Origin of the sequence: Pseudoalteromonas ruthenica (assembly GCF_008808095.1) — a bacterium.
Taxonomy (GTDB): Bacteria; Pseudomonadota; Gammaproteobacteria; order Enterobacterales; family Alteromonadaceae; genus Pseudoalteromonas; species Pseudoalteromonas ruthenica.
Genome location: NZ_CP023396.1, coordinates 1126500 through 1143146, shown reverse-complemented (window position 1 = coordinate 1143146; position 16647 = coordinate 1126500). Strand labels below are relative to the sequence as shown.

General features: G+C 45.9%; 26 protein-coding genes. 16 read left to right on the top strand and 10 right to left on the bottom strand.

Going from position 1 to position 16647, the window contains the following annotated elements; translation table 11 throughout:
• Positions 1-57: 57 nt before the first annotated feature.
• A protein-coding gene (locus tag PRUTH_RS05470) for an IS3 family transposase (RefSeq protein WP_151172498.1) occupies positions 58-1166 on the top strand; the annotation gives its coding sequence in 2 pieces (ribosomal slippage) (positions 58-307 and positions 307-1166; 1110 coding nt in all).
• Here PRUTH_RS05470 and PRUTH_RS05465 read toward each other — a convergent pair.
• From PRUTH_RS05465 to PRUTH_RS05430, 9 genes are all read right to left on the bottom strand, one after another.
• Positions 1149-2135, bottom strand: a complete 987-nt coding sequence (locus PRUTH_RS05465) for a zonular occludens toxin domain-containing protein (RefSeq protein WP_151172784.1) — start codon at positions 2133-2135, stop codon at positions 1149-1151. The genes PRUTH_RS05470 and PRUTH_RS05465 overlap by 18 nt on opposite strands.
• Positions 2135-2503, bottom strand: coding sequence for a hypothetical protein (locus PRUTH_RS05460; protein ID WP_151172783.1), 369 nt, complete (start codon positions 2501-2503; stop codon positions 2135-2137). The genes PRUTH_RS05465 and PRUTH_RS05460 overlap by 1 nt, the downstream gene beginning before the upstream one ends.
• Positions 2503-3723, bottom strand: a complete 1221-nt coding sequence (locus PRUTH_RS19205) for a hypothetical protein (protein ID WP_179954354.1) — start codon at positions 3721-3723, stop codon at positions 2503-2505. Before PRUTH_RS19205 ends, PRUTH_RS05460 begins: the two co-directional genes overlap by 1 nt.
• A 49-nt stretch (positions 3724-3772) precedes the next feature.
• Positions 3773-4057: a major coat protein gene (locus PRUTH_RS05450; protein WP_151172782.1), complete on the bottom strand. Its 285-nt coding sequence runs from the start codon at positions 4055-4057 to the stop codon at positions 3773-3775.
• Positions 4058-4185: 128 nt separating this feature from the next.
• Positions 4186-4326 (bottom strand): hypothetical protein, encoded by a 141-nt coding sequence (locus tag PRUTH_RS19115; protein WP_170268896.1) that lies wholly within the window; start codon positions 4324-4326, stop codon positions 4186-4188.
• Positions 4326-4544: a hypothetical protein gene (locus PRUTH_RS05445; protein WP_151172781.1), complete on the bottom strand. Its 219-nt coding sequence runs from the start codon at positions 4542-4544 to the stop codon at positions 4326-4328. Before PRUTH_RS05445 ends, PRUTH_RS19115 begins: the two co-directional genes overlap by 1 nt.
• Positions 4545-4546: 2 nt before the next feature.
• Positions 4547-4867 carry a hypothetical protein gene (locus PRUTH_RS05440; protein WP_239408205.1) on the bottom strand — a complete coding sequence of 107 codons (321 nt, stop codon included), beginning with the start codon at positions 4865-4867 and terminating at the stop codon, positions 4547-4549.
• A 38-nt stretch (positions 4868-4905) separates the two neighbouring features.
• Positions 4906-6858 carry a replication endonuclease gene (locus PRUTH_RS05435; protein WP_257221045.1) on the bottom strand — a complete coding sequence of 651 codons (1953 nt, stop codon included), beginning with the start codon at positions 6856-6858 and terminating at the stop codon, positions 4906-4908.
• Between the two features lie 396 nt (positions 6859-7254).
• Entirely contained in the window at positions 7255-7518 is a 264-nt protein-coding gene (locus PRUTH_RS05430) for a hypothetical protein (RefSeq protein ID WP_151172778.1), read from the bottom strand.
• A gap of 126 nt (positions 7519-7644) precedes the next feature.
• Here PRUTH_RS05430 and PRUTH_RS05425 point away from each other — a divergent pair, with 126 nt between their 5' ends.
• Positions 7645-7995 carry a DUF3693 domain-containing protein gene (locus PRUTH_RS05425; protein WP_151172777.1) on the top strand — a complete coding sequence of 117 codons (351 nt, stop codon included), beginning with the start codon at positions 7645-7647 and terminating at the stop codon, positions 7993-7995.
• A 32-nt stretch (positions 7996-8027) separates the two neighbouring features.
• Here PRUTH_RS05425 and PRUTH_RS05420 read toward each other — a convergent pair whose 3' ends face one another.
• Positions 8028-8366, bottom strand: a complete 339-nt coding sequence (locus PRUTH_RS05420) for a DUF3693 domain-containing protein (protein ID WP_138547269.1) — start codon at positions 8364-8366, stop codon at positions 8028-8030.
• A gap of 199 nt (positions 8367-8565) precedes the next feature.
• On the opposite strand from PRUTH_RS05420, the gene PRUTH_RS19110 reads away from it, so the two are divergent.
• From PRUTH_RS19110 to PRUTH_RS05350, 14 genes are all read left to right on the top strand, one after another.
• The gene (locus PRUTH_RS19110) at positions 8566-8739 is read left to right on the top strand and encodes a hypothetical protein (RefSeq protein WP_170268894.1); all 174 of its coding nucleotides are present in this window, start codon (positions 8566-8568) and stop codon (positions 8737-8739) included.
• 4 nt (positions 8740-8743) lie between these two features.
• Positions 8744-8950, top strand: coding sequence for a hypothetical protein (locus PRUTH_RS05415; protein WP_151172776.1), 207 nt, complete (start codon positions 8744-8746; stop codon positions 8948-8950).
• A gap of 2 nt (positions 8951-8952) precedes the next feature.
• Positions 8953-9156 (top strand): hypothetical protein, encoded by a 204-nt coding sequence (locus PRUTH_RS05410; protein WP_138547270.1) that lies wholly within the window; start codon positions 8953-8955, stop codon positions 9154-9156.
• Positions 9149-10465, top strand: a complete 1317-nt coding sequence (locus tag PRUTH_RS05405) for a replication initiation factor domain-containing protein (protein ID WP_151172775.1) — start codon at positions 9149-9151, stop codon at positions 10463-10465. The genes PRUTH_RS05410 and PRUTH_RS05405 overlap by 8 nt, the downstream gene beginning before the upstream one ends.
• Entirely contained in the window at positions 10462-10767 is a 306-nt protein-coding gene (locus tag PRUTH_RS05400; protein ID WP_151172774.1) for a CTX-RstB family phage integration protein, read from the top strand. Before PRUTH_RS05405 ends, PRUTH_RS05400 begins: the two co-directional genes overlap by 4 nt.
• A gap of 5 nt (positions 10768-10772) precedes the next feature.
• Positions 10773-10955, top strand: a complete 183-nt coding sequence (locus PRUTH_RS05395) for a hypothetical protein (protein WP_151172773.1) — start codon at positions 10773-10775, stop codon at positions 10953-10955.
• Positions 10948-11205, top strand: a complete 258-nt coding sequence (locus PRUTH_RS05390) for a hypothetical protein (RefSeq protein WP_151172772.1) — start codon at positions 10948-10950, stop codon at positions 11203-11205. The genes PRUTH_RS05395 and PRUTH_RS05390 overlap by 8 nt, the downstream gene beginning before the upstream one ends.
• A gap of 13 nt (positions 11206-11218) precedes the next feature.
• A complete protein-coding gene (locus tag PRUTH_RS05385; protein ID WP_257221044.1) occupies positions 11219-11473 on the top strand; it encodes a hypothetical protein in 255 nt (84 codons plus the stop codon).
• A 23-nt stretch (positions 11474-11496) separates the two neighbouring features.
• Positions 11497-11730: a hypothetical protein gene (locus PRUTH_RS05380; RefSeq protein WP_151172771.1), complete on the top strand. Its 234-nt coding sequence runs from the start codon at positions 11497-11499 to the stop codon at positions 11728-11730.
• Positions 11731-11849: 119 nt separating this feature from the next.
• Entirely contained in the window at positions 11850-13343 is a 1494-nt protein-coding gene (locus tag PRUTH_RS05375) for a hypothetical protein (RefSeq protein WP_151172770.1), read from the top strand.
• A gap of 2 nt (positions 13344-13345) precedes the next feature.
• Complete coding sequence (locus PRUTH_RS05370) at positions 13346-13750, top strand: DUF2523 family protein (RefSeq protein WP_151172769.1); 405 nt, start codon at positions 13346-13348, stop codon at positions 13748-13750.
• Positions 13751-13759: 9 nt separating this feature from the next.
• Entirely contained in the window at positions 13760-15073 is a 1314-nt protein-coding gene (locus PRUTH_RS05365; RefSeq protein WP_151172768.1) for a zonular occludens toxin domain-containing protein, read from the top strand.
• 625 nt (positions 15074-15698) lie between these two features.
• Positions 15699-16112, top strand: coding sequence for a hypothetical protein (locus tag PRUTH_RS05355; RefSeq protein WP_151172766.1), 414 nt, complete (start codon positions 15699-15701; stop codon positions 16110-16112).
• Between the two features lie 4 nt (positions 16113-16116).
• Positions 16117-16581 (top strand): hypothetical protein, encoded by a 465-nt coding sequence (locus PRUTH_RS05350; RefSeq protein ID WP_151172765.1) that lies wholly within the window; start codon positions 16117-16119, stop codon positions 16579-16581.
• The last annotated feature ends 66 nt before the right edge of the window (positions 16582-16647 follow it).

Genomic DNA, 16647 nt, shown 5'->3' with positions numbered 1-16647 from the left:
ATAAACTGAGACAGACATAATTAGAGTTTTCTGTAATGATTAATGCAGGAGACGACTATGAAAAAATCACGCTATACAGAATCTCAGATCATCGCAGTATTAAAAGAAGTCGATGCGGGTAGGAAGGTTGAGGAAGTGTGCCGTCAGCACGGTATCAGTAGTGCAACCTATTACAACTGGAAGTCCAAATACGGTGGGATGGAAGCCTCTGACGTCAAACGGTTGAAGGAGCTTGAAGAGGAAAATGCCAAGCTTAAAAAGATGTTTGCAGATGTTAGTTTGGAAAATCATGCGATTAAGGAGCTTTTCGCAAAAAAGGGTTGGTGACAGCGGATAAACGAGAATGCGTCAGCGTAATGGTTGGTGCGGGGCTAAGTATCGTAAGGGCTTGTCTGTTTGTTGGCATTGGCCGTTCGACCTTTTATCGCCCTGAACGAGACTGGCGTAAAGCAGATGCTGCTGTCATTGATGCTATCAATGCCGAGCTTGAGAAGTCGCCACGAGCAGGCTTCTGGAAGTGTTTTGGCCGAATGCGCTTCAAAGGCTTTCCCTTCAACCATAAGCGCGTTTATCGCGTGTATTGCCAGATGGGGCTGAACCTAAAACGAAGAACGAAACGTGTGCTACCCAAGCGAATTGTTCAGCCCTTAGAAGTGCAGGAGCAAGCCAATCACCAATGGGCGCTCGATTTTATGCATGACACATTGTATTGCGGTAAACGATTCAGAACGTTAAATGTGGTGGACGAAGGAACGCGAGAGTGCCTTGCAATTGAAGTGGATACCTCGTTGCCCGCTAGCCGTGTCGTACGCGTGTTAGAGCAGCTTAAGGCTGAGCGCGGATTACCGAATCAGCTGCGCGTAGATAATGGCCCAGAGTTAATATCGGCCACCCTGACTGATTGGTGCGAGGCCAATCACATTGAGCTGATGTATATCCAGCCTGGCAAGCCGCAGCAAAATGGCTTTGTTGAACGCTTTAACGGTTCATTCCGCAGAGAGTTTCTTGATGCCTACTTGTTTGAGAATCTCAGCCAAGTGCGAGATATGGCTTGGTTCTGGCGATTGGATTATAACGAAGAAAGAACCCATGAAAGTCTCGGAAACCTGCCACCGGCTGCTTACCGAGCAAAACTGGAAGATTCTAATTTAGAACTGTGTCATTAACGGGGAAGTGGACAGATCCTTTTCGTTTTTCTCAGGCTTAGGATAGTAATATTCATAAGGGGCTATGGGGTCAGCATCACAAGAGCCGTATAGGTTTTCGTAGACTTCGTTGCAAGTGAACATGCCTTTTTTCGGAAGCTCAGGTTCAAACGTCACTAGGGCGTTAACAGCGGTCGCGGCCATCAACGCCCCAACACAAAAAAAGTGCCAGCTCTTAACTTTGAGGTTTTTAACTGCATGTTTAAAATCGCTCCATTTGTTTGTGTAACGACCATGTGTGTACCAGCTGGGGAGCATGGTCGTTAGGCCGTAGTAGTCGTTAAAATCGCCTGTTTCTGCAATCAGTTGCTCGGTTTCGTAGCAATCGAATATGCCTGTGCCACGGCATACCCATGTATCGACCTTGGCCGCATTGGCCTGAGTGCCATAGCGCACGGTTCCAACATGGATTTTAGGAAGGGGCATCCTGTCACCCCAAGCTAGTTTCACCAAGGGGCCAATGAGGGGCAAGGTCATTCGGTCTGTACGTTTACAGTAAACTACATGCTCGGCAATGGTTCGCCGTGCGTCAGAGTCTAGATTCTCAATGTCCTGAATGATTAAGATTGCGTCCCAGCGCAGTTTTCGAAGGAGTTTAAAAAACGCGTTCACGGGTGCGCGCTCTGGGTCTTTCCAGTTACGCGAGTTTAAGAATATCCCGCATTCATCTAGCACTAATAAGCCGTTGCGGGATTCATCTATCTTCTCACCTTCATAGCCAAGGGGCAGGGCTTTCAAACTTTGTATGTCAGGTATGTCCGGTAATCTAAATAGCTTGGTGTTCTTCATGTATTTACCAAGCATCTTTTCGGGATAGATGTCGAGGTTCGTAGCAACCTTACGACCCGCTAACAGGTATTCACGGATACGGGAGACAGACATTAACGTTTTGCCGCCTCCCAGTTTTCCCGTGACAACATAGACCGCCATTAGGCTAGGAACCTGCGCGTTGATTTCTCAGCTAAGCGCTGTCTGAATTTCTTAATTTCTAGGCCTATCATAAAGGTGGCGCTAGTCACGTAGTAAGACAATATCAAGCCGACATAGTAGGGCATGTTTGCTGGGAGCCATGATATCCATGTGGACAATAAGCCTTGGGTGATTGGGCCTAAGCCATTGATAGTTTCGGTTAAGAGGTCATCCACCCAAAATAGAAAAGTTGTTATGGCAGCTGCATAGATAGCAAACGCAGCTAGACCTATCGCGATGTTCTTTATAACGCCAGTGATAAGCAGCGTCATAAACCAGATACCAATACGACTAACGAGTGCGCCTAGAAAGGCGATAATAACGGGCATTAGGTTAACCTCACTTTCTTAATGTCAGCATCAAGGCGATAGATGATGAACAGGATAAATAAGACGGCCACGACCCATTCCAAGAATGTTCGTATCTGCGCAAACTTGCCGCATGGATTGAATTCGGCCATGCCTAACAAGTTAACACTGGTGCAGTTGTCAGCGGCCTTGGCAAACAGCTGAGGGATCGAATCGTAAGATGTTGGGCTTAATCCTTGGATTGCGTCCTCACTGATGGCTTCATTGATTTGCTCCAGTGTGTCGTTATGGCCAGAGACAATATCGCCGGACTCGCTTAAATCGGGAAGGGCTACACCCTCGGCAGCGGCTTCACCTTGTTCGGGGCCACCCCATTCCAATTGCTCTCGAATTCCATCAAGTTGGCCCTCGATACCGTCTACAGAATCGGTGATTTTTTCGGTTTCAGTTTGTAGGTTCTCGACAGCGGTTACTATCTCGCCTTGGCCTTGCTCGGTAGAGTAGTTATCGGGCCAGTTGTCACCCGTGCCATTATCGCCACCAGAGTCACCACCTCCATCGCCATCACCGCCGCCATTGTCTCCACCAGAGTCGCCACCTCCATCACCGTCACCGCCGCCATTATCACCACCAGAATCGCCACCTCCATCACCATCACCGCCACCATTGTCACCACCGCCCGTACAATCTTCGGTTTGGCATGGCTCTATGAAGTCATCACCATTGGGCACATCGCATGACTGTGGTGTGATGTAGTGAAGAAAGTTTTCTCCGTCCGGTGTGTTGTTCGATATGCACACACCGCCTTGAAAGCACGTAGATTGGCAGTTACGACCGTTGTAGCTAAGGCACAAATTTTGGTCTGTGTAATATGACCCGACGACTTCACCCTCGAATGTAGCGCAGCTATCCATAGGCATTTGAAGGTCGACTGTGCAGCTGAGTTCAAAATAATAAGATGTATCGGGATTAGTAAATTTTATTCGAGCTGAGCCATTTGAATGTTCATAGGTAAACTCTTTCTGGTTAGGCTCTTGACCGAAAGTAAGTCGCGCACCACTCAAAGCGTCCGGTAGTTGGTCTTGGTAGAATATATCGGGGACACCCTCAACAGTAACGGCATAGACGCCTTGACCATTTTGCTTTGCTGATACTTTAGAACAGCTCGACCACTTATAACCGTTAGCAGAATGGGCTGGGGTAGAGTAGGCGAACCCCAGTGCGATTAATGACATCGCCATTAGCCTGCAAAGGTTAATGAATATTTGCACTGGGGTTGCCTCCTATCGGTTAGGTAGCTGCGCGAGCTGCACGCTTGAACAGACGAAGCAGAATGAAGCCACCGATGATAGATGCAGCAACAGGCCATGCTAAATCAATGAGCGCTAGGCCATCGGTTTGAACTTGCGTCATGGCGTTGGTTGCTGCCTCCGGTACTACGGCCATAGCATTACCAGACGCTAATGCACCTAGACCAACCAGAACTTGCACAGCTGTGCGGCGTTTCTTGGTGGGCGCGTCAGTGGCCTGATACACCCCGTTTTCGTTTTTCATGGTTTCGATTTGTTTGCCCATGATGATTTTCTCCTTTTTGGTTTAAGTTGCCATCCACGCTAATCGGCGGAAGACGTACAAAATTGCAGTGCAGCTCCAGCCAACGGCGTAAGCTCCAATGCAAAATGAGATAAACTCGGATAGCTCAATCATTTCGCTGATGACTCCCAAGCGTTGAACCCTAAGCAAAGACAAATGCACATCGTTGAATAGAAAATACAGCGGCCAAGGTAATAAACCGCCTCAATGAGTTGCTGTATTTGCTCAGGGTTTATATTCACGGTTTCCATTAGTCGTCCTTGTCGCCAAACATCTGTTCGTTTGAATTGGCTAAGCGAACGTTGCTCTTAGGCTGGGAACGTAAGCCAAGGCACCTAGCAACAAAACGACAGAATGAGAACAACAAGTCGTAAGCAACAAGGGCCACCATCACGCCGCCAATAACGGTCAAGAACAGCGCGTTAACGATGGAATCAATTTCTTGTTGCGTTAGATTTGTTACGTCCACGACTAACTAACCTTTTTACTCTCAGAGGCTACGGAGTGCAGACGGAAGCCTTTCCAGTCCATCTGACGAGCTACGTTCGCGCCTTCGTAATATTCGATATTTAGAGTGCAGGGTTTTAGCCCCCAACCGTTTGGATCAGATTCAAGCTTTTGAAGCTGTTCAAATAGACCTTGCTCCATTTGGTCGGCCGTGACTTTCACGGTCAGAATCTGCGCTGGGTTTTTAACATGCAATTTAAACTCACCAGTAACAGGCAAAGGGGCGTTCTTGTCATCTGTGCGATTGACTTTATTTAGGTCTGTGATTGCGCCTTCTACGTTCATAATTTAGGTTTCCTATGGTTGTTTGGTCGGGGTTACAGTTAATGACACAAGTCCGAGTCATGAGGCTGCGCCTCATGATTTTCAGTGTTTGGGTGTTCCTGACGCGACGCATCACCATGAGTGGATCCAATGGCCCTGTTCGCGTCTTGTCTGCTCGAAAATTCACGCTGCTGCGCGCTAAAATTTTCCGAGCCTAAATAAGGAATATCGTCACTGGATACGTTGCCTTGCAATGCTTCGTAATCCATAAAAAGACACATATTTTGCGTGTCCTCGACACACATGGACTCTAAAAATGCCATTTCTTCACGACTAGGCTCCATCAGGAAACCGTCCTCGTAAAAGGCATCGATAGAATCTCTTACTCCAATCATTACTTTGCGCTGGGCTGCGATTTGCTTCTCAGTCATGACCATTGATGTGCCTTTTCTTGTTAGTACAACGACCGAATCCCAAGACACGCCCAAGATGCGGCGGTTAGGCTGGTCGCCGTATTTCGTTTTAAACATCGGTGACAGACCCTCGGCGCGACTAATCTCTCCAGTAATGCGGTCTACTATGTCGGGAACTTGGTAATGAAGTCTGACGGTCTGGTCTTTGCGTTTAACTTGAACACCGCCCATCGCAATACAAAATGCAGCCCAATCACTCGAATCAGCTGCAGCGCGTACTTTCTCAAGGGCGAATTGTTCAATGTTGTTTAAGTCGGTGTTCATAGCGTTTGCTACCTCACATTGGCCTGTTGCGCCTTGGCCTAGGCGGCGCAGTTCGCGCCATGCTGAAACAGTAGGGCCGCCGATTTGTTGGAAGCGGCGAATATTAAAATTGCTTGCCCAGGTGGTGGCACTTTCGGCCGCCTGGTTAGTTGATACATTCAAGTCACCGCCCTGGGGGCAAGTGGTTTTATCTAAGTTATCGCCTGTAATGCCCTTGGTTATGTACTTAGCAATGTATCCAGCAGCTGAGCCTTTAGCTGGATCTATGCGAATAGCTTTAAAGCGGGTTGCCTTTGTCTTTACTTCTTCTGGCGTATCCTTCGTAGCAAGTTCGCTAAGGATTTTACGAACTTTTGCCGATTCGCCTTTTTCGAGAAATAAAAGCATGTGCCAGTGAGGGCAACCATCATGATGAGGCTCAACAACTCGAAAGCCGTAGGGCTTGATTCCTGCCTTTGCAAAGCGAGCGCGTGCACGGGCCCATAAATCATTGAAATATGATTGAGCATCAGCAGGGCTAAGGAACTGATATTTAGCATTGGGAAAACCTGTGCGATTAACTGAATGAAATCGAGAAGGTGCTGTGATTGTGTAAAACTCACCTTTATGGCCAAGCATCTGGGCAAGTTCTTCAAAGCCACGAATACGCACCATTAATTCAGCAGCTTGTTGCTTGCCTGACGTATGAGAGCGTGATGCTATGTCAGCAAGCGATTCAAAATCTTGCATGAAGTTAGCATCATCAGGAACTACGAATAGATCTGAAAGTAGGGCGTCTGTCTTAGCTTTTCGGTTGCGGCGCTCAAAAAGAGAATGTTGGCTAACATAAGGGTGGGCTTTTTTATGTACGAGTCTTAAATCTCGTGCTAACTGCTCAACGCGAAATGCCTTTAGCTTGCGCAGGTTCCTACGCCACCAAAGGTCACAACACATGCGATTAATGGCCGCTGCTAGATTTTCAAAAGCCGAAACCGAATCAAGCAGATTTCTATAGTAAGGCGCACAAGTGAAATACTCGGGAAGCTCTGGGGGAGCAATGTCGTATTTACGCACGTACTCAGCGCATTGATAGTAAGTTTTGAGCGTTGGCCCGTACTTAGCTCGCTTGCGTGAAAGTAAATAAGCTCGCCTGTCTGCAATGTCGCAAATGTCATCATCCGGCACAGATAAGCTAATATCATGAAGTGTTAACGCTTTATCAGCAGCATCAAGACGGCGGTTTGCTTCTACATAACCATGAAACTTTTCAATGATTTTGTAGCCGTTGGCCATCATGACAGCAATGTCAGAGTGGCGTCTAAAAATGCGTTCGCGATGGTGGTTACATGCGTTTTCTTGAGTGTATATGCGTGACCTAAATGGGTCTGAGACTGGGGCGTTAATTTTGACTTTGCCGTCACCCCAGTAATTCTCGACCTCGGTTTCATGGTGAGGGCGTTGCAATGGGCGAACACGTTGAGACTCAACACCCAAGCCAGAAGTTAACTCAATAGCGGTAGTAATTGGATTTAGCACACTTTGATTCAGTGCGGGTTTACTGGCGACTAGCATGATCGTTCACCGTTATTTTTAGCTGAAATCTTTGAATCGATATAGGTAGCTAGGGCAACTCCTATGCAAAGACCAAGGAGGCCAAAGACAGAAATGGTCAAAATTGTGGTGTAGATAAAACTAAGCATCTTCGTCTCCATCCCTGTTTGGTTTGGTTTTACCTAAATGATCATCAAGGCCACAAAGGGAAACGACAATTGCAATGAAATAAACGGCACTGAGAAAACCGAATGCAACAGAAACGCCATTCATATCAACATCTGCAAAGTGCTGCGAAGCAAATGCAGAACTTAAAAACATAGCTTTACAAAAAAGGAGAGAAATAAAGTTGGTTAGTATCGACCTGTTGAGAAGCGTTGTTTTTAAAGTTGTCTGTGAAAGCATTTTCAATCCCTTAGTTACCAAACTTGGCTCTTGCGTAGGGATTCTAGTTACCAATCTTGACTGCTGTCAATGTACAAATAGAGGGGATATGGCCGTATACTATTATAAATTGCTAGAGGAATTATTATGACGTTCAGCGTTGAATTGATAGATAAATACAAAGAACACAAAAGGTATTCGCAAGACAAGCAAGTGATGGCTGATTTAGAAACTTGCCACAAGGGACACATTACTCAAATCAGAGCAGGAAAAAGACATTTAACCGCTGGGCAATGTATTTTCTTAGCTGAATCGATAGGTATAGACCCAAAAGAAGCATTACTAAACTTAGCCGCAGAAAAAGCGAAAACAGGCAAAGAGAAATCACTTTGGGAGGATGCTCTAAAAAAGATTAGTGCAGCGTGCATCTTAATGGTGGGCCTTGCCGTTGCTCAATTACATAGCCCAATGGCTACGCCAAATAGGCGTAGTATCTAATTTAACATAATCTAATTTATGGGAGGTCGTTATTACACAGAAGCAGGCGCTTCTGCTGGTTGTTGGCCGAGTCCCAATACCAACACCAAAGCAGCACATGCTGCACTAATCTTTTTTGCTACGTCTTCCCAAGCACTCTTTTCTTTCTCGTTCTTAGACTTCTCAATAGCAAGTTGCACTAACGCTTCTTTGTAATCCATGCCAATTGATTCAGCTAAGAAAATACATTGGTTAGGTGTTAAATGTCGTTTTCCTTTTTTAATTTCACTTAGCCGACCAGCGCTTATCGCCTCTAGATCTGCTACTACTTGTTTATCTTGGGTGTAACCTTTGAAAACTTTATATTTTTCAATTAATTCTGCGCTAAACATATGGCCTCCAACTCTGCGCTTCTAATTCTAGTTCACTTCTTGGTGAAATAATATCTTGACAGTTCTCCAATTGGTGAACTAGGATTCGCATTATTCACCAAATGGTGAACTGGGTCGAGTCGGAAATGATAGGCCTTTTTTATCGATACTGTTCATATGTCCAGTATTGGTGAGTATCGGACATTAGAAGGATTTGAACATGACAGCATACGAACTTGGATATTCATTCGCATACGCCACGGTGATTTTCACTGTGCTCATTCTTGCATTCTGTGCTGTCACCTTCGGTCTGTTTTCGGGCAAAGCGATTGCTGCGGCTGCTCTTGTGGTCGCAGCTTTTTTCTTACTTCGCCGTCTAAGCAAAAAAGGATAAAGAAATGGCTAACAATCCAACTTGCCCCGTCGAATTGACCAGCAATGAAATTGAGTTTCTTATTTCTTCTTCCGATTACTTCATTTCATCCGCTGCTAAATCCAAAGCCCAGCTTAATCAGAAGCAAAGAGATTATTACGACAAACTGCTGTCTTTGTGTAATTCAACACAATCTAAACTTCGCATTGCTCTTTCTGACGCGGACTTGTAGCCATGAAATTTTTCTGTCAGTACATACCAGGCACCGAAGAATACGCGTTGGGTTTTAGCGAACTCGACCAGCCTATTATGTTTCGCTCTCGTGCCGAAGCATTCGCCTTTTGTATTGACTATTCCCAAGGTGACGAATTCGACTTTATCGACGTTGACGACAGCAACTGGCAAGAACTGTTCGACTCGGGGGCGTTCGATGCTTAAGCGTCAAATCACCAAAGTCGATTATCTGACTATCGTCATGTGCCCTGATGAAATGGCCCGTGCCAAGATGGAAGCCAAACTACTTTGGGGTAACGGTGATTACAAAACCTATAAAGAAGCGTACAACGCGGTGCTATGTGCAGACGTATTAGAGTGCGCCGGTAATGCGATGCAACCGGCTGATGACCTCGAATTTGAGCAAGACTTTTTACTGTTCGCTGAGCAGTCGCACCATGCTGACCTTCAATTTGCCCGTAAAGTTCAGCAACTGGATAAACCCGAAGACCGTAACAGCTATCTAAAAACCGTGGTTCGTCACACCAAAAAATACAAAGCACTGACACGCCTTATTGAGAATGACTTAAATACGTTTATGTCACTGCTTAATACCGAAGTGGCCACCAAGGCCGACCGCTACAGTCCCGACCTTGAACCATGGTCATACAAAGAAAACCCCGGCGGCCTATTCACTTATGAAAAGTCAGCCACCCTATTCCGTCATGGCGTGTCCTCTGGTCAGATTGCTTGGGGCGCTAATAATGGCGGCTGCATGATTTCCTTCGGCGGTGTGGGTTGTGCTGGAATCGATATCCCCAAGCTGCACAGCATGCTTAAGAAAATGCCCAACATCAAAATCACTCGTTTGGATATTGCTTATGACGACTATGAAGGGAAAAGGACCGTCGAAGACTACCACCGCTATATGCTTGAGGGCGGATTCTGCAAAAAGAACCAACCACCCAAGTTCTCCTACATCCAAACCGGAGAGCTGCAAATGCTTACACAAGAGCAACAAGACGCATGGCGAAAAAAACACGGTTGGCAAAAACGATATGATGCGGTTGCTAATGGTGGCAACACTTTATACGTAGGCTCTCGCAAAAACGGAAAACTATTTCGAGCCTACGAAAAAGGCAAGCAAATGGAGTCGACTACTCAGCAAAATTGGGTGCGCGCTGAGCTTGAGTTACGAGCTATTGACCGTGTCATTCCCCTTGATGCTTTGCTCAATACTGATGCCATTTTCGCTAATAGCTATCCTTGTCTCTCTTTTATATCTGATGAAAAGTTTGATATTCCCTTAAACCCTCGTGCCCTTGAGGGCCGCTTACACCATGAGCGCTTATCGGTTTACCACGCTAAGAGTTACGGCAAACACGCCAACTTCATGCGTCACATTTTACAGCTAGACGATTCACAAATCGTCGACTTACTTACGGCTGGTTTAGAGCCTTGGGAAATCCCCGAGTCCATAAACATGGCACTGGTTCAACCGCCAAATTCCAACCCTATGGAGCAAATACAATGAAAGTAATTCTACTTGGCGCAATGCTTGGCAAAGGCGTATCAACCAAATCAGGCCAACCAAAACCTTACGAACTCAACAGCATTGAATATGTTGTGCCGTCTAAAGATTACATCCAAGGCGATCACAATATCCAAAAATGCGGCTTTACCGTTAAGAGTGTGCAAATGGCCCACGACCAAACGCTTTATAACAAAGTCGCAAACATCGCTAATGAAGGTATAGCCGAGGTTGAACTCACGCTATCACCTGACCCTGAGAACATGGCCCGCAACATCGTCACCGATGTTCGCCTGGCGAAGTAATTCTCATGGAATGCCTAACGTTCACCAATGAAGACATTGGAGTCATTGCCAGTACGGCGTTTATATATGGCTTCCTTGGCATCATGTTTTACGGGCTAATCTGTGACGTAGGTTCTTGGTCCTATCGCCGTTTTGTAGAGCCACGTTTAGATCAATGGATAGATAAACAGAGGAATAAAAATGTCTGAATCAAAATTACCTTATTCAGCTAAACAAAAGCTAATACTTCTATCAGTTGTTTGTTTAACCATTTTACCTTCGTTTTTAGGGCTTGTTTTCTTGGCCCAGCATTTTGCAGACATCGAAAAAAATGGGATAGCAACAGGGTTTGGAATCCTTTCAGCATTCTTTTTCCTTGTTTTTGTAGTCTGCGTTTGCACTCTCATCGAGTGTGTTGGGGAAGCTTTTGCAACTGTCTTTAGCCCTCGAAATTTATAAACGGAATCTTTAAATGGCTCAGTGTGTAGAAGTAATTCAAGACGGAATCAATGACGGTCTGCTGCAAGTATCCAGCTCGGCCTGTGATTACGTGCTTGTGACCCAATCGGAACTTCAAACGCTGAGTGATATGAGTTTGGTTAACACGTTGAATGCGCTGTTTGCATTTGACTTGGAAACCTTCGGGTTAATACACGCTACGTGTTTAGCCACTTTTGTAACCGCTCACGGCGTTGGCTGGGTAGTCAGGCTATTGGGCAAAACCTAACACTGGTAATGAGGAAACATACCATGAAAAAAGTAAACATCTTAAAAAGCAAACTTGTTAAAACAGGCGCAAAGGCATCGGCGGTTGTGGGTGGCGCGCTGGCATCGGTTTCGGCGTTCGCCGTTGACCATACTGCTGCAATTACTGCGGCGCAAACTGATGCCACTACTAATACCACTGCGGCGGTTACTGCGGTTATCACCGTTACCGCTATTGTTACTGGTATTGGCATTGTGGTTTCTTTGCTACGCCGCTAATGGTTACGACCGTCATGCTCGCAGTGATACATATCTTGGTGTTCACAGCGGGTTTCACCTCTGGCGTTAGAGCCAGCTAAACGGGCGGTCATCCGCCCTTTCCAACCAAGGCGCTTACTATGCGATACGTTTTTTACTTTGTAGCGCTCTTAAGCGCTTTCTTTTCTTATGCTGCTTACGACCCCGAATTGGGTTATGACCCAGATGACCTTAAGTCACCTCGTGTTGAGACCGAAACTGTCTTAACTTGCACGATTAGATATTCCGATTTTCGTCATGAAACGGTTACTCGGGAAAATTGTGAATCCCTCGCAATGGGGTTTGTTACCCAAGAAATGCAACGCCTGATGGTTAACCAGTGCTCAGAATTTTTCTCTGTAGAAAAATCCGGTGAGTGGACAGCGACCCTTGGCTATATAGATTTGTATCGTGGCAAGTGGAACCCCGAGCAAGCAAGTTGCGAAGAGGATACGACATTTCGCTACAATATCCGAATGTCAGATCATGAAGACATAGTAACTAAGTCATGCCCACCAGAGCAGTTCCCCGAGTATTACATAGAAGTTGTCGTAGGCCAGCTTGCCGGAGGCGAAAGTGATATTCGTTGCTCAAAACCTTATACACCTGAAAACCCTGACTCATGCCCTGCCCAACATGAAGATTCACTATCACTGATAAACTTCACACTGAATGATGTTTCACACGTTTGTTTTGACAATCCCAATGGAGACGGTCAATGTTCATATGAAGTTGATAACTTCATGTATAGAACACCACCAGAGCTTGGCTCTTCTGAACCTGTAAACTGCGCGACTAATGAACCAGTTGACCCCGATAATATTCAACCAAACGATGATTATTGTTATGAGACAACCAACGGTGCTTATTGCAACGCCAATCCTGATGATAAGTGCTCAGTAGTCACAGACACTCTTACTGGTGATACATACACAAAGTGTGAACCAAACTGCGGTTACATTAATGGTGACTTCTTCTGTGTTGAAAGTAGTGATAAGCCTGTTGTACCCAGCGAGTGTATGGATCCTGATTACCAAGCTACACATCCTGAAGAGTGTAAATCCAATCAAGACACCGACAAAGACGGTGACGGCCAAGTCGATAACACCGATGTAGTCGAAGCAATCAACCAACTCGCATCTCAGGGCGATGACCGCGCCAACACCCTAAACAAGTTATTGGGTGAAGCTATCGACGGAAACGGCTTAGCTAAAGAAGGCAACAAGTTACTTAAAAAGATTAGCGACAAGCTCGATAAAGAAGATCAAAACGAGCAACCGTTTACCACCACCACAGAACGTAAAGGCCAAGGCCCACTTGATTCACTGTTTAATGATGCGTGGACAGCTGAAACCGAAGCGAGTATTGAATCCCTTAAATCTGATATTGGTAACTTCCGTCAACAGATCCAATCGGACATGGACAGCATATTTAGCCTGTCATCGTTCAGCGGCTCTTACAGTCAAATCAAACATCAAATCTTTGGCGTAGACACTGATTTTTCAATGTCTCGTTTCCAAGAACTATTCCAAGCACTGGCAGCGGCCTTTATGTTCGTTGCTGTGATTTATGCCGTGTACATATTGCTGAGCTGATTATGAAAAAGAGTATTCTATTTTTGTTATTTACCCTGCCCCTGTTTGCCTTTGCAGATAGCTACCAAGGGGAAGCTGGAGCCGCGCAAATGGCCGGAGACTTCTTCACCGACTTTTGGGATTTAATGACCAATGATGTACCCAGTGTCGCGCAGCGGTTTTGGGCGTGGGTTGTTATTAAAGCGGTAGAAATAAAACTGTATATCACACTGGAGACAATCAAGTTCTCTTGGGGCGTGGCCAAGGCCATACTTGAAAACTTCCAAGTTGCGTCACGCATTACCGCCCAAATCAACAACCTCAGCCCTGACATTCGTCAGTTCTTTATCGATACCAAGTTTGTTGATGCGCTGATGGTCGTTATCAATGCCCATGCCACTCGCTATGTTATGCGCTTTTTAGGTTAAGGACTCACTATGGCCGCATCTATTTTTCATGGCGCACCGGGTTCGTTTAAATCAGCCAGCGCCGTTTACTTTGAAGTGCTTCCGGCCCTACGCAAGGGCCGCTTAGTCGTCACCAACATTGAAGGGTTATTGAAGCTCGAAGATATTGAAGTCGCCCTACAAGAAAGCTTCCCTGAAAGTGCAAAACTCTGGCGTATGTCTTCTCAAACGGAAAAAGGGCTTCACCTTTGGCGCCGCTGGTATCACTGGATGCCACCGACTGCTTTAGTCGTGATTGATGAAGTGCAAGACGTCTATCCAACCGAGTCCACATTCAAACCCGAATCGTGTGATTACGTGCCTATCTCAAAGCATAAAGAAACGCTTCCTGATGGGTGGTTTGATATACACATGCAAGCACTTGAGGACTACAAACCCGACAATTTAACAAGCGGCGATATCGATGATTTAGGCGAGGTAATATTTAATGACAACGGACACATCATTTATCCTAAGACGCTCAAAGAAGCCTACATGCGACACCGCAAGTACAACTGGGACATCATCTGCTGTACGCCCGACATTACCAGCGTCCATAAATACATTCGAAACGTCTCCCAGTACGCCTATGCACACAAGTATTTCGACGGACTCGAATTCATCCCCTATTTCAACCGACGCCCCCGAGTCCACGAACACAACCCCAAGCTTAACGGAACCAGCATCACCAAAGGCACGCCCGTCAACTGGAAGAAAGTCCCCGTTGAAGTCCACAAACTCTACAAGTCGACCTCAACCGGCAATACTACAAAAGGACAAGGTAAGAATTTCTTTAAAAGCCCTGCTGTGGCCATTCCTTTTACCCTTCTATTTGGCGCGTTACTGTATTTGCTATGGTTTTTTACCCTTAGTGACTCCGCTAGCGAATCCGCTCAAGCGAATTTCCAAGAAGCTATTCAAGTTCCTCAAAGTGGTGGTTATGTTCTTAATAGTGATGACCGTTCTTCGCCTCGTGCTAAGCGGCCTGTTTCTTTAGCGCTTCCCTTTGATGCCAATAAAGCGTGGTTCACTGGTTCCGTGACTAAATACCGTAACGGCCAAGTCGTAGGCCGACACTACACTTTCACTTTAGATATAGATGGATCTGAATACACCGCAAATGGATCTGATTTCAGGGCGTTTGGTTACACGCTGACTTATATCAATGATTGCACTGTTCACGCTCGCAAAGATGGTGAGCGCCGAGTGCTGCATTGCCGACCCCAGCTGCAAGAAGAACGTGTTGCCGACAACACACACAAAATATCTATCTTCGGCGATGATGCCGCGCCAAGCGGAGCCTGAGCGTAGCGCGGCAGAAGAGCCACTAACTTGTATGGCAATACTCACTACAGAACTTACAACCGTTTGCAGTGTTATACATTTTTTTAGCTTCACGAACTGCACTTACACAGTCAGCATGCCAGCCTAGATTCATCCTATTTGATAGGTCTGGAAGATGGTTGCATGTGTCTTCATGCACTTCGTGGTCGCCGTTGTTCTGTGCTCTTTTGTTTACTAAATAAGTAGGCATTTTTGTTCCCTTTTATTGTTTACGTGCGTTATTTGCACAACTAGAAGCTAGACATGAACGCGAGATTAATCAAGAAAGTAGCGAAGCGCGACATTCCAGTAGCGCCACTATCGCATAAAGTTGATGACCAATTTGCACTGCGGTCATCATGGGCCAGTGCCGAACCAAGCACATTAATACATGCACACGTTGACCAGCCATGACTACAAATAAAGCCCCTTGCCTCCTGATAAACCAACTTTCCAGTGTCCCAACAGTCGGCGCAGATGCTGAGGTTATCGCCACCCCCCTGATACTAATAGGGGGGGTGCAAAAATACTCTTCTCTGTACGAAACAGGGGCAAGCACTTTTTTAACAGTCGCACACGGTGATTTATAACAAGGAGTGAAATCACCATGTACGATAATGAATTTGTTAAACAGCTACGCTCTATTTATGGCTTTGACTACGCTAAAGCCTCAAAAGACCTTGGCGTATCTGAAAGGCAAGTGAAACGCTACATACAAACGGGTAAGCCAACGCAGACTATCAAGAACCTCGTTGGCATTATCTATCGAGGCTACCTACCCGTTGATGGCCCATGGAAATACTGCAAAATACGTCCAGACAACATGATGGAAACGCCTTACGGAATGGCCAAACCATCCGATGTTATGCTGGTTCACCGTTACAAGTGGAGTGCTAAGCAACACCGAGACAAGTACAATCAACTCAAAAATGACACTTCTACCAAAACGCAGGATATGCTTGATATCCAAGACCAACTACTGCAAATTATTGGCGATATAGCGAAAAAAACAGGGAGCTAAGTATATGGAAGTTAACTACGTTAAGCTTTATTTCACCATCACACTATCACTAGGCACAGTGCTCGGCGCTTACGAAGGGTTTAAAGCCCTTAATTCTTCCTCGCCTCCGCCACCTACTACAAAGCAACAACCCGTTGTGATCAACCCTGCGCCTAGTGTTGATACCGAACAGCTGGTGCAAAAGGTGCTGCAACAAGCGCAGGCCCAATCTGTTAACGTTGTTCAGCAAGCACAACAAGCGGCGGTTCAATCCCTCGTTGATATCCAACAGGCCCATGCTTCGAGTGTGCAAAAGCAACTTCTTGATAACTTAGATAAGCAAAACGCAGAACGTATGCGCAGGCTCAACGGCCAAAAGAAAAACTGGGAAACCTGTCGCTTTTGGACAGCGGAATATAAGGAAGCAAAAAGCGCTTACAACCGCGCTATGATGGACGGCGCATGTGAACGGGCTAGAAATCCAAACTAGTTGTACTATGCTTAAGCTGACTACCTACTCCTTAGAGTAATAGTCCGTTTACTTCTACAAAGCCGC

Excerpts from the sequence above, each read along its gene's own strand:
- PRUTH_RS05390 (WP_151172772.1), top strand. The coding sequence starts at position 10,948 with ATGTCTGAATCAAAATTACCTTATTCAGCTAAACAAAAGCTAATACTT.
- PRUTH_RS05425 (WP_151172777.1), top strand. The coding sequence starts at position 7,645 with ATGACGTTCAGCGTTGAATTGATAGATAAATACAAAGAACACAAAAGG.
- PRUTH_RS05440 (WP_239408205.1), bottom strand. The coding sequence starts at position 4,867 with ATGAACGTAGAAGGCGCAATCACAGACCTAAATAAAGTCAATCGCACA.
- PRUTH_RS05460 (WP_151172783.1), bottom strand. The coding sequence starts at position 2,503 with ATGCCCGTTATTATCGCCTTTCTAGGCGCACTCGTTAGTCGTATTGGT.
- PRUTH_RS05415 (WP_151172776.1), top strand. The coding sequence starts at position 8,744 with ATGGCTAACAATCCAACTTGCCCCGTCGAATTGACCAGCAATGAAATT.
- PRUTH_RS05435 (WP_257221045.1), bottom strand. The coding sequence starts at position 6,858 with ATGATGGCCAACGGCTACAAAATCATTGAAAAGTTTCATGGTTATGTA.
- PRUTH_RS05430 (WP_151172778.1), bottom strand. The coding sequence starts at position 7,518 with ATGCTTTCACAGACAACTTTAAAAACAACGCTTCTCAACAGGTCGATA.
- PRUTH_RS05375 (WP_151172770.1), top strand. The coding sequence starts at position 11,850 with ATGCGATACGTTTTTTACTTTGTAGCGCTCTTAAGCGCTTTCTTTTCT.
- PRUTH_RS05465 (WP_151172784.1), bottom strand. The coding sequence starts at position 2,135 with ATGGCGGTCTATGTTGTCACGGGAAAACTGGGAGGCGGCAAAACGTTA.
- PRUTH_RS19115 (WP_170268896.1), bottom strand. The coding sequence starts at position 4,326 with ATGGAAACCGTGAATATAAACCCTGAGCAAATACAGCAACTCATTGAG.
- PRUTH_RS05395 (WP_151172773.1), top strand. The coding sequence starts at position 10,773 with ATGGAATGCCTAACGTTCACCAATGAAGACATTGGAGTCATTGCCAGT.
- PRUTH_RS05365 (WP_151172768.1), top strand. The coding sequence starts at position 13,760 with ATGGCCGCATCTATTTTTCATGGCGCACCGGGTTCGTTTAAATCAGCC.
- PRUTH_RS05355 (WP_151172766.1), top strand. The coding sequence starts at position 15,699 with ATGTACGATAATGAATTTGTTAAACAGCTACGCTCTATTTATGGCTTT.
- PRUTH_RS05400 (WP_151172774.1), top strand. The coding sequence starts at position 10,462 with ATGAAAGTAATTCTACTTGGCGCAATGCTTGGCAAAGGCGTATCAACC.
- PRUTH_RS05385 (WP_257221044.1), top strand. The coding sequence starts at position 11,219 with ATGGCTCAGTGTGTAGAAGTAATTCAAGACGGAATCAATGACGGTCTG.
- PRUTH_RS05450 (WP_151172782.1), bottom strand. The coding sequence starts at position 4,057 with ATGGGCAAACAAATCGAAACCATGAAAAACGAAAACGGGGTGTATCAG.
- PRUTH_RS05405 (WP_151172775.1), top strand. The coding sequence starts at position 9,149 with ATGCTTAAGCGTCAAATCACCAAAGTCGATTATCTGACTATCGTCATG.
- PRUTH_RS05370 (WP_151172769.1), top strand. The coding sequence starts at position 13,346 with ATGAAAAAGAGTATTCTATTTTTGTTATTTACCCTGCCCCTGTTTGCC.
- PRUTH_RS05350 (WP_151172765.1), top strand. The coding sequence starts at position 16,117 with ATGGAAGTTAACTACGTTAAGCTTTATTTCACCATCACACTATCACTA.
- PRUTH_RS19110 (WP_170268894.1), top strand. The coding sequence starts at position 8,566 with ATGACAGCATACGAACTTGGATATTCATTCGCATACGCCACGGTGATT.
- PRUTH_RS05410 (WP_138547270.1), top strand. The coding sequence starts at position 8,953 with ATGAAATTTTTCTGTCAGTACATACCAGGCACCGAAGAATACGCGTTG.
- PRUTH_RS05420 (WP_138547269.1), bottom strand. The coding sequence starts at position 8,366 with ATGTTTAGCGCAGAATTAATTGAAAAATATAAAGTTTTCAAAGGTTAC.
- PRUTH_RS05380 (WP_151172771.1), top strand. The coding sequence starts at position 11,497 with ATGAAAAAAGTAAACATCTTAAAAAGCAAACTTGTTAAAACAGGCGCA.
- PRUTH_RS19205 (WP_179954354.1), bottom strand. The coding sequence starts at position 3,723 with ATGGCGATGTCATTAATCGCACTGGGGTTCGCCTACTCTACCCCAGCC.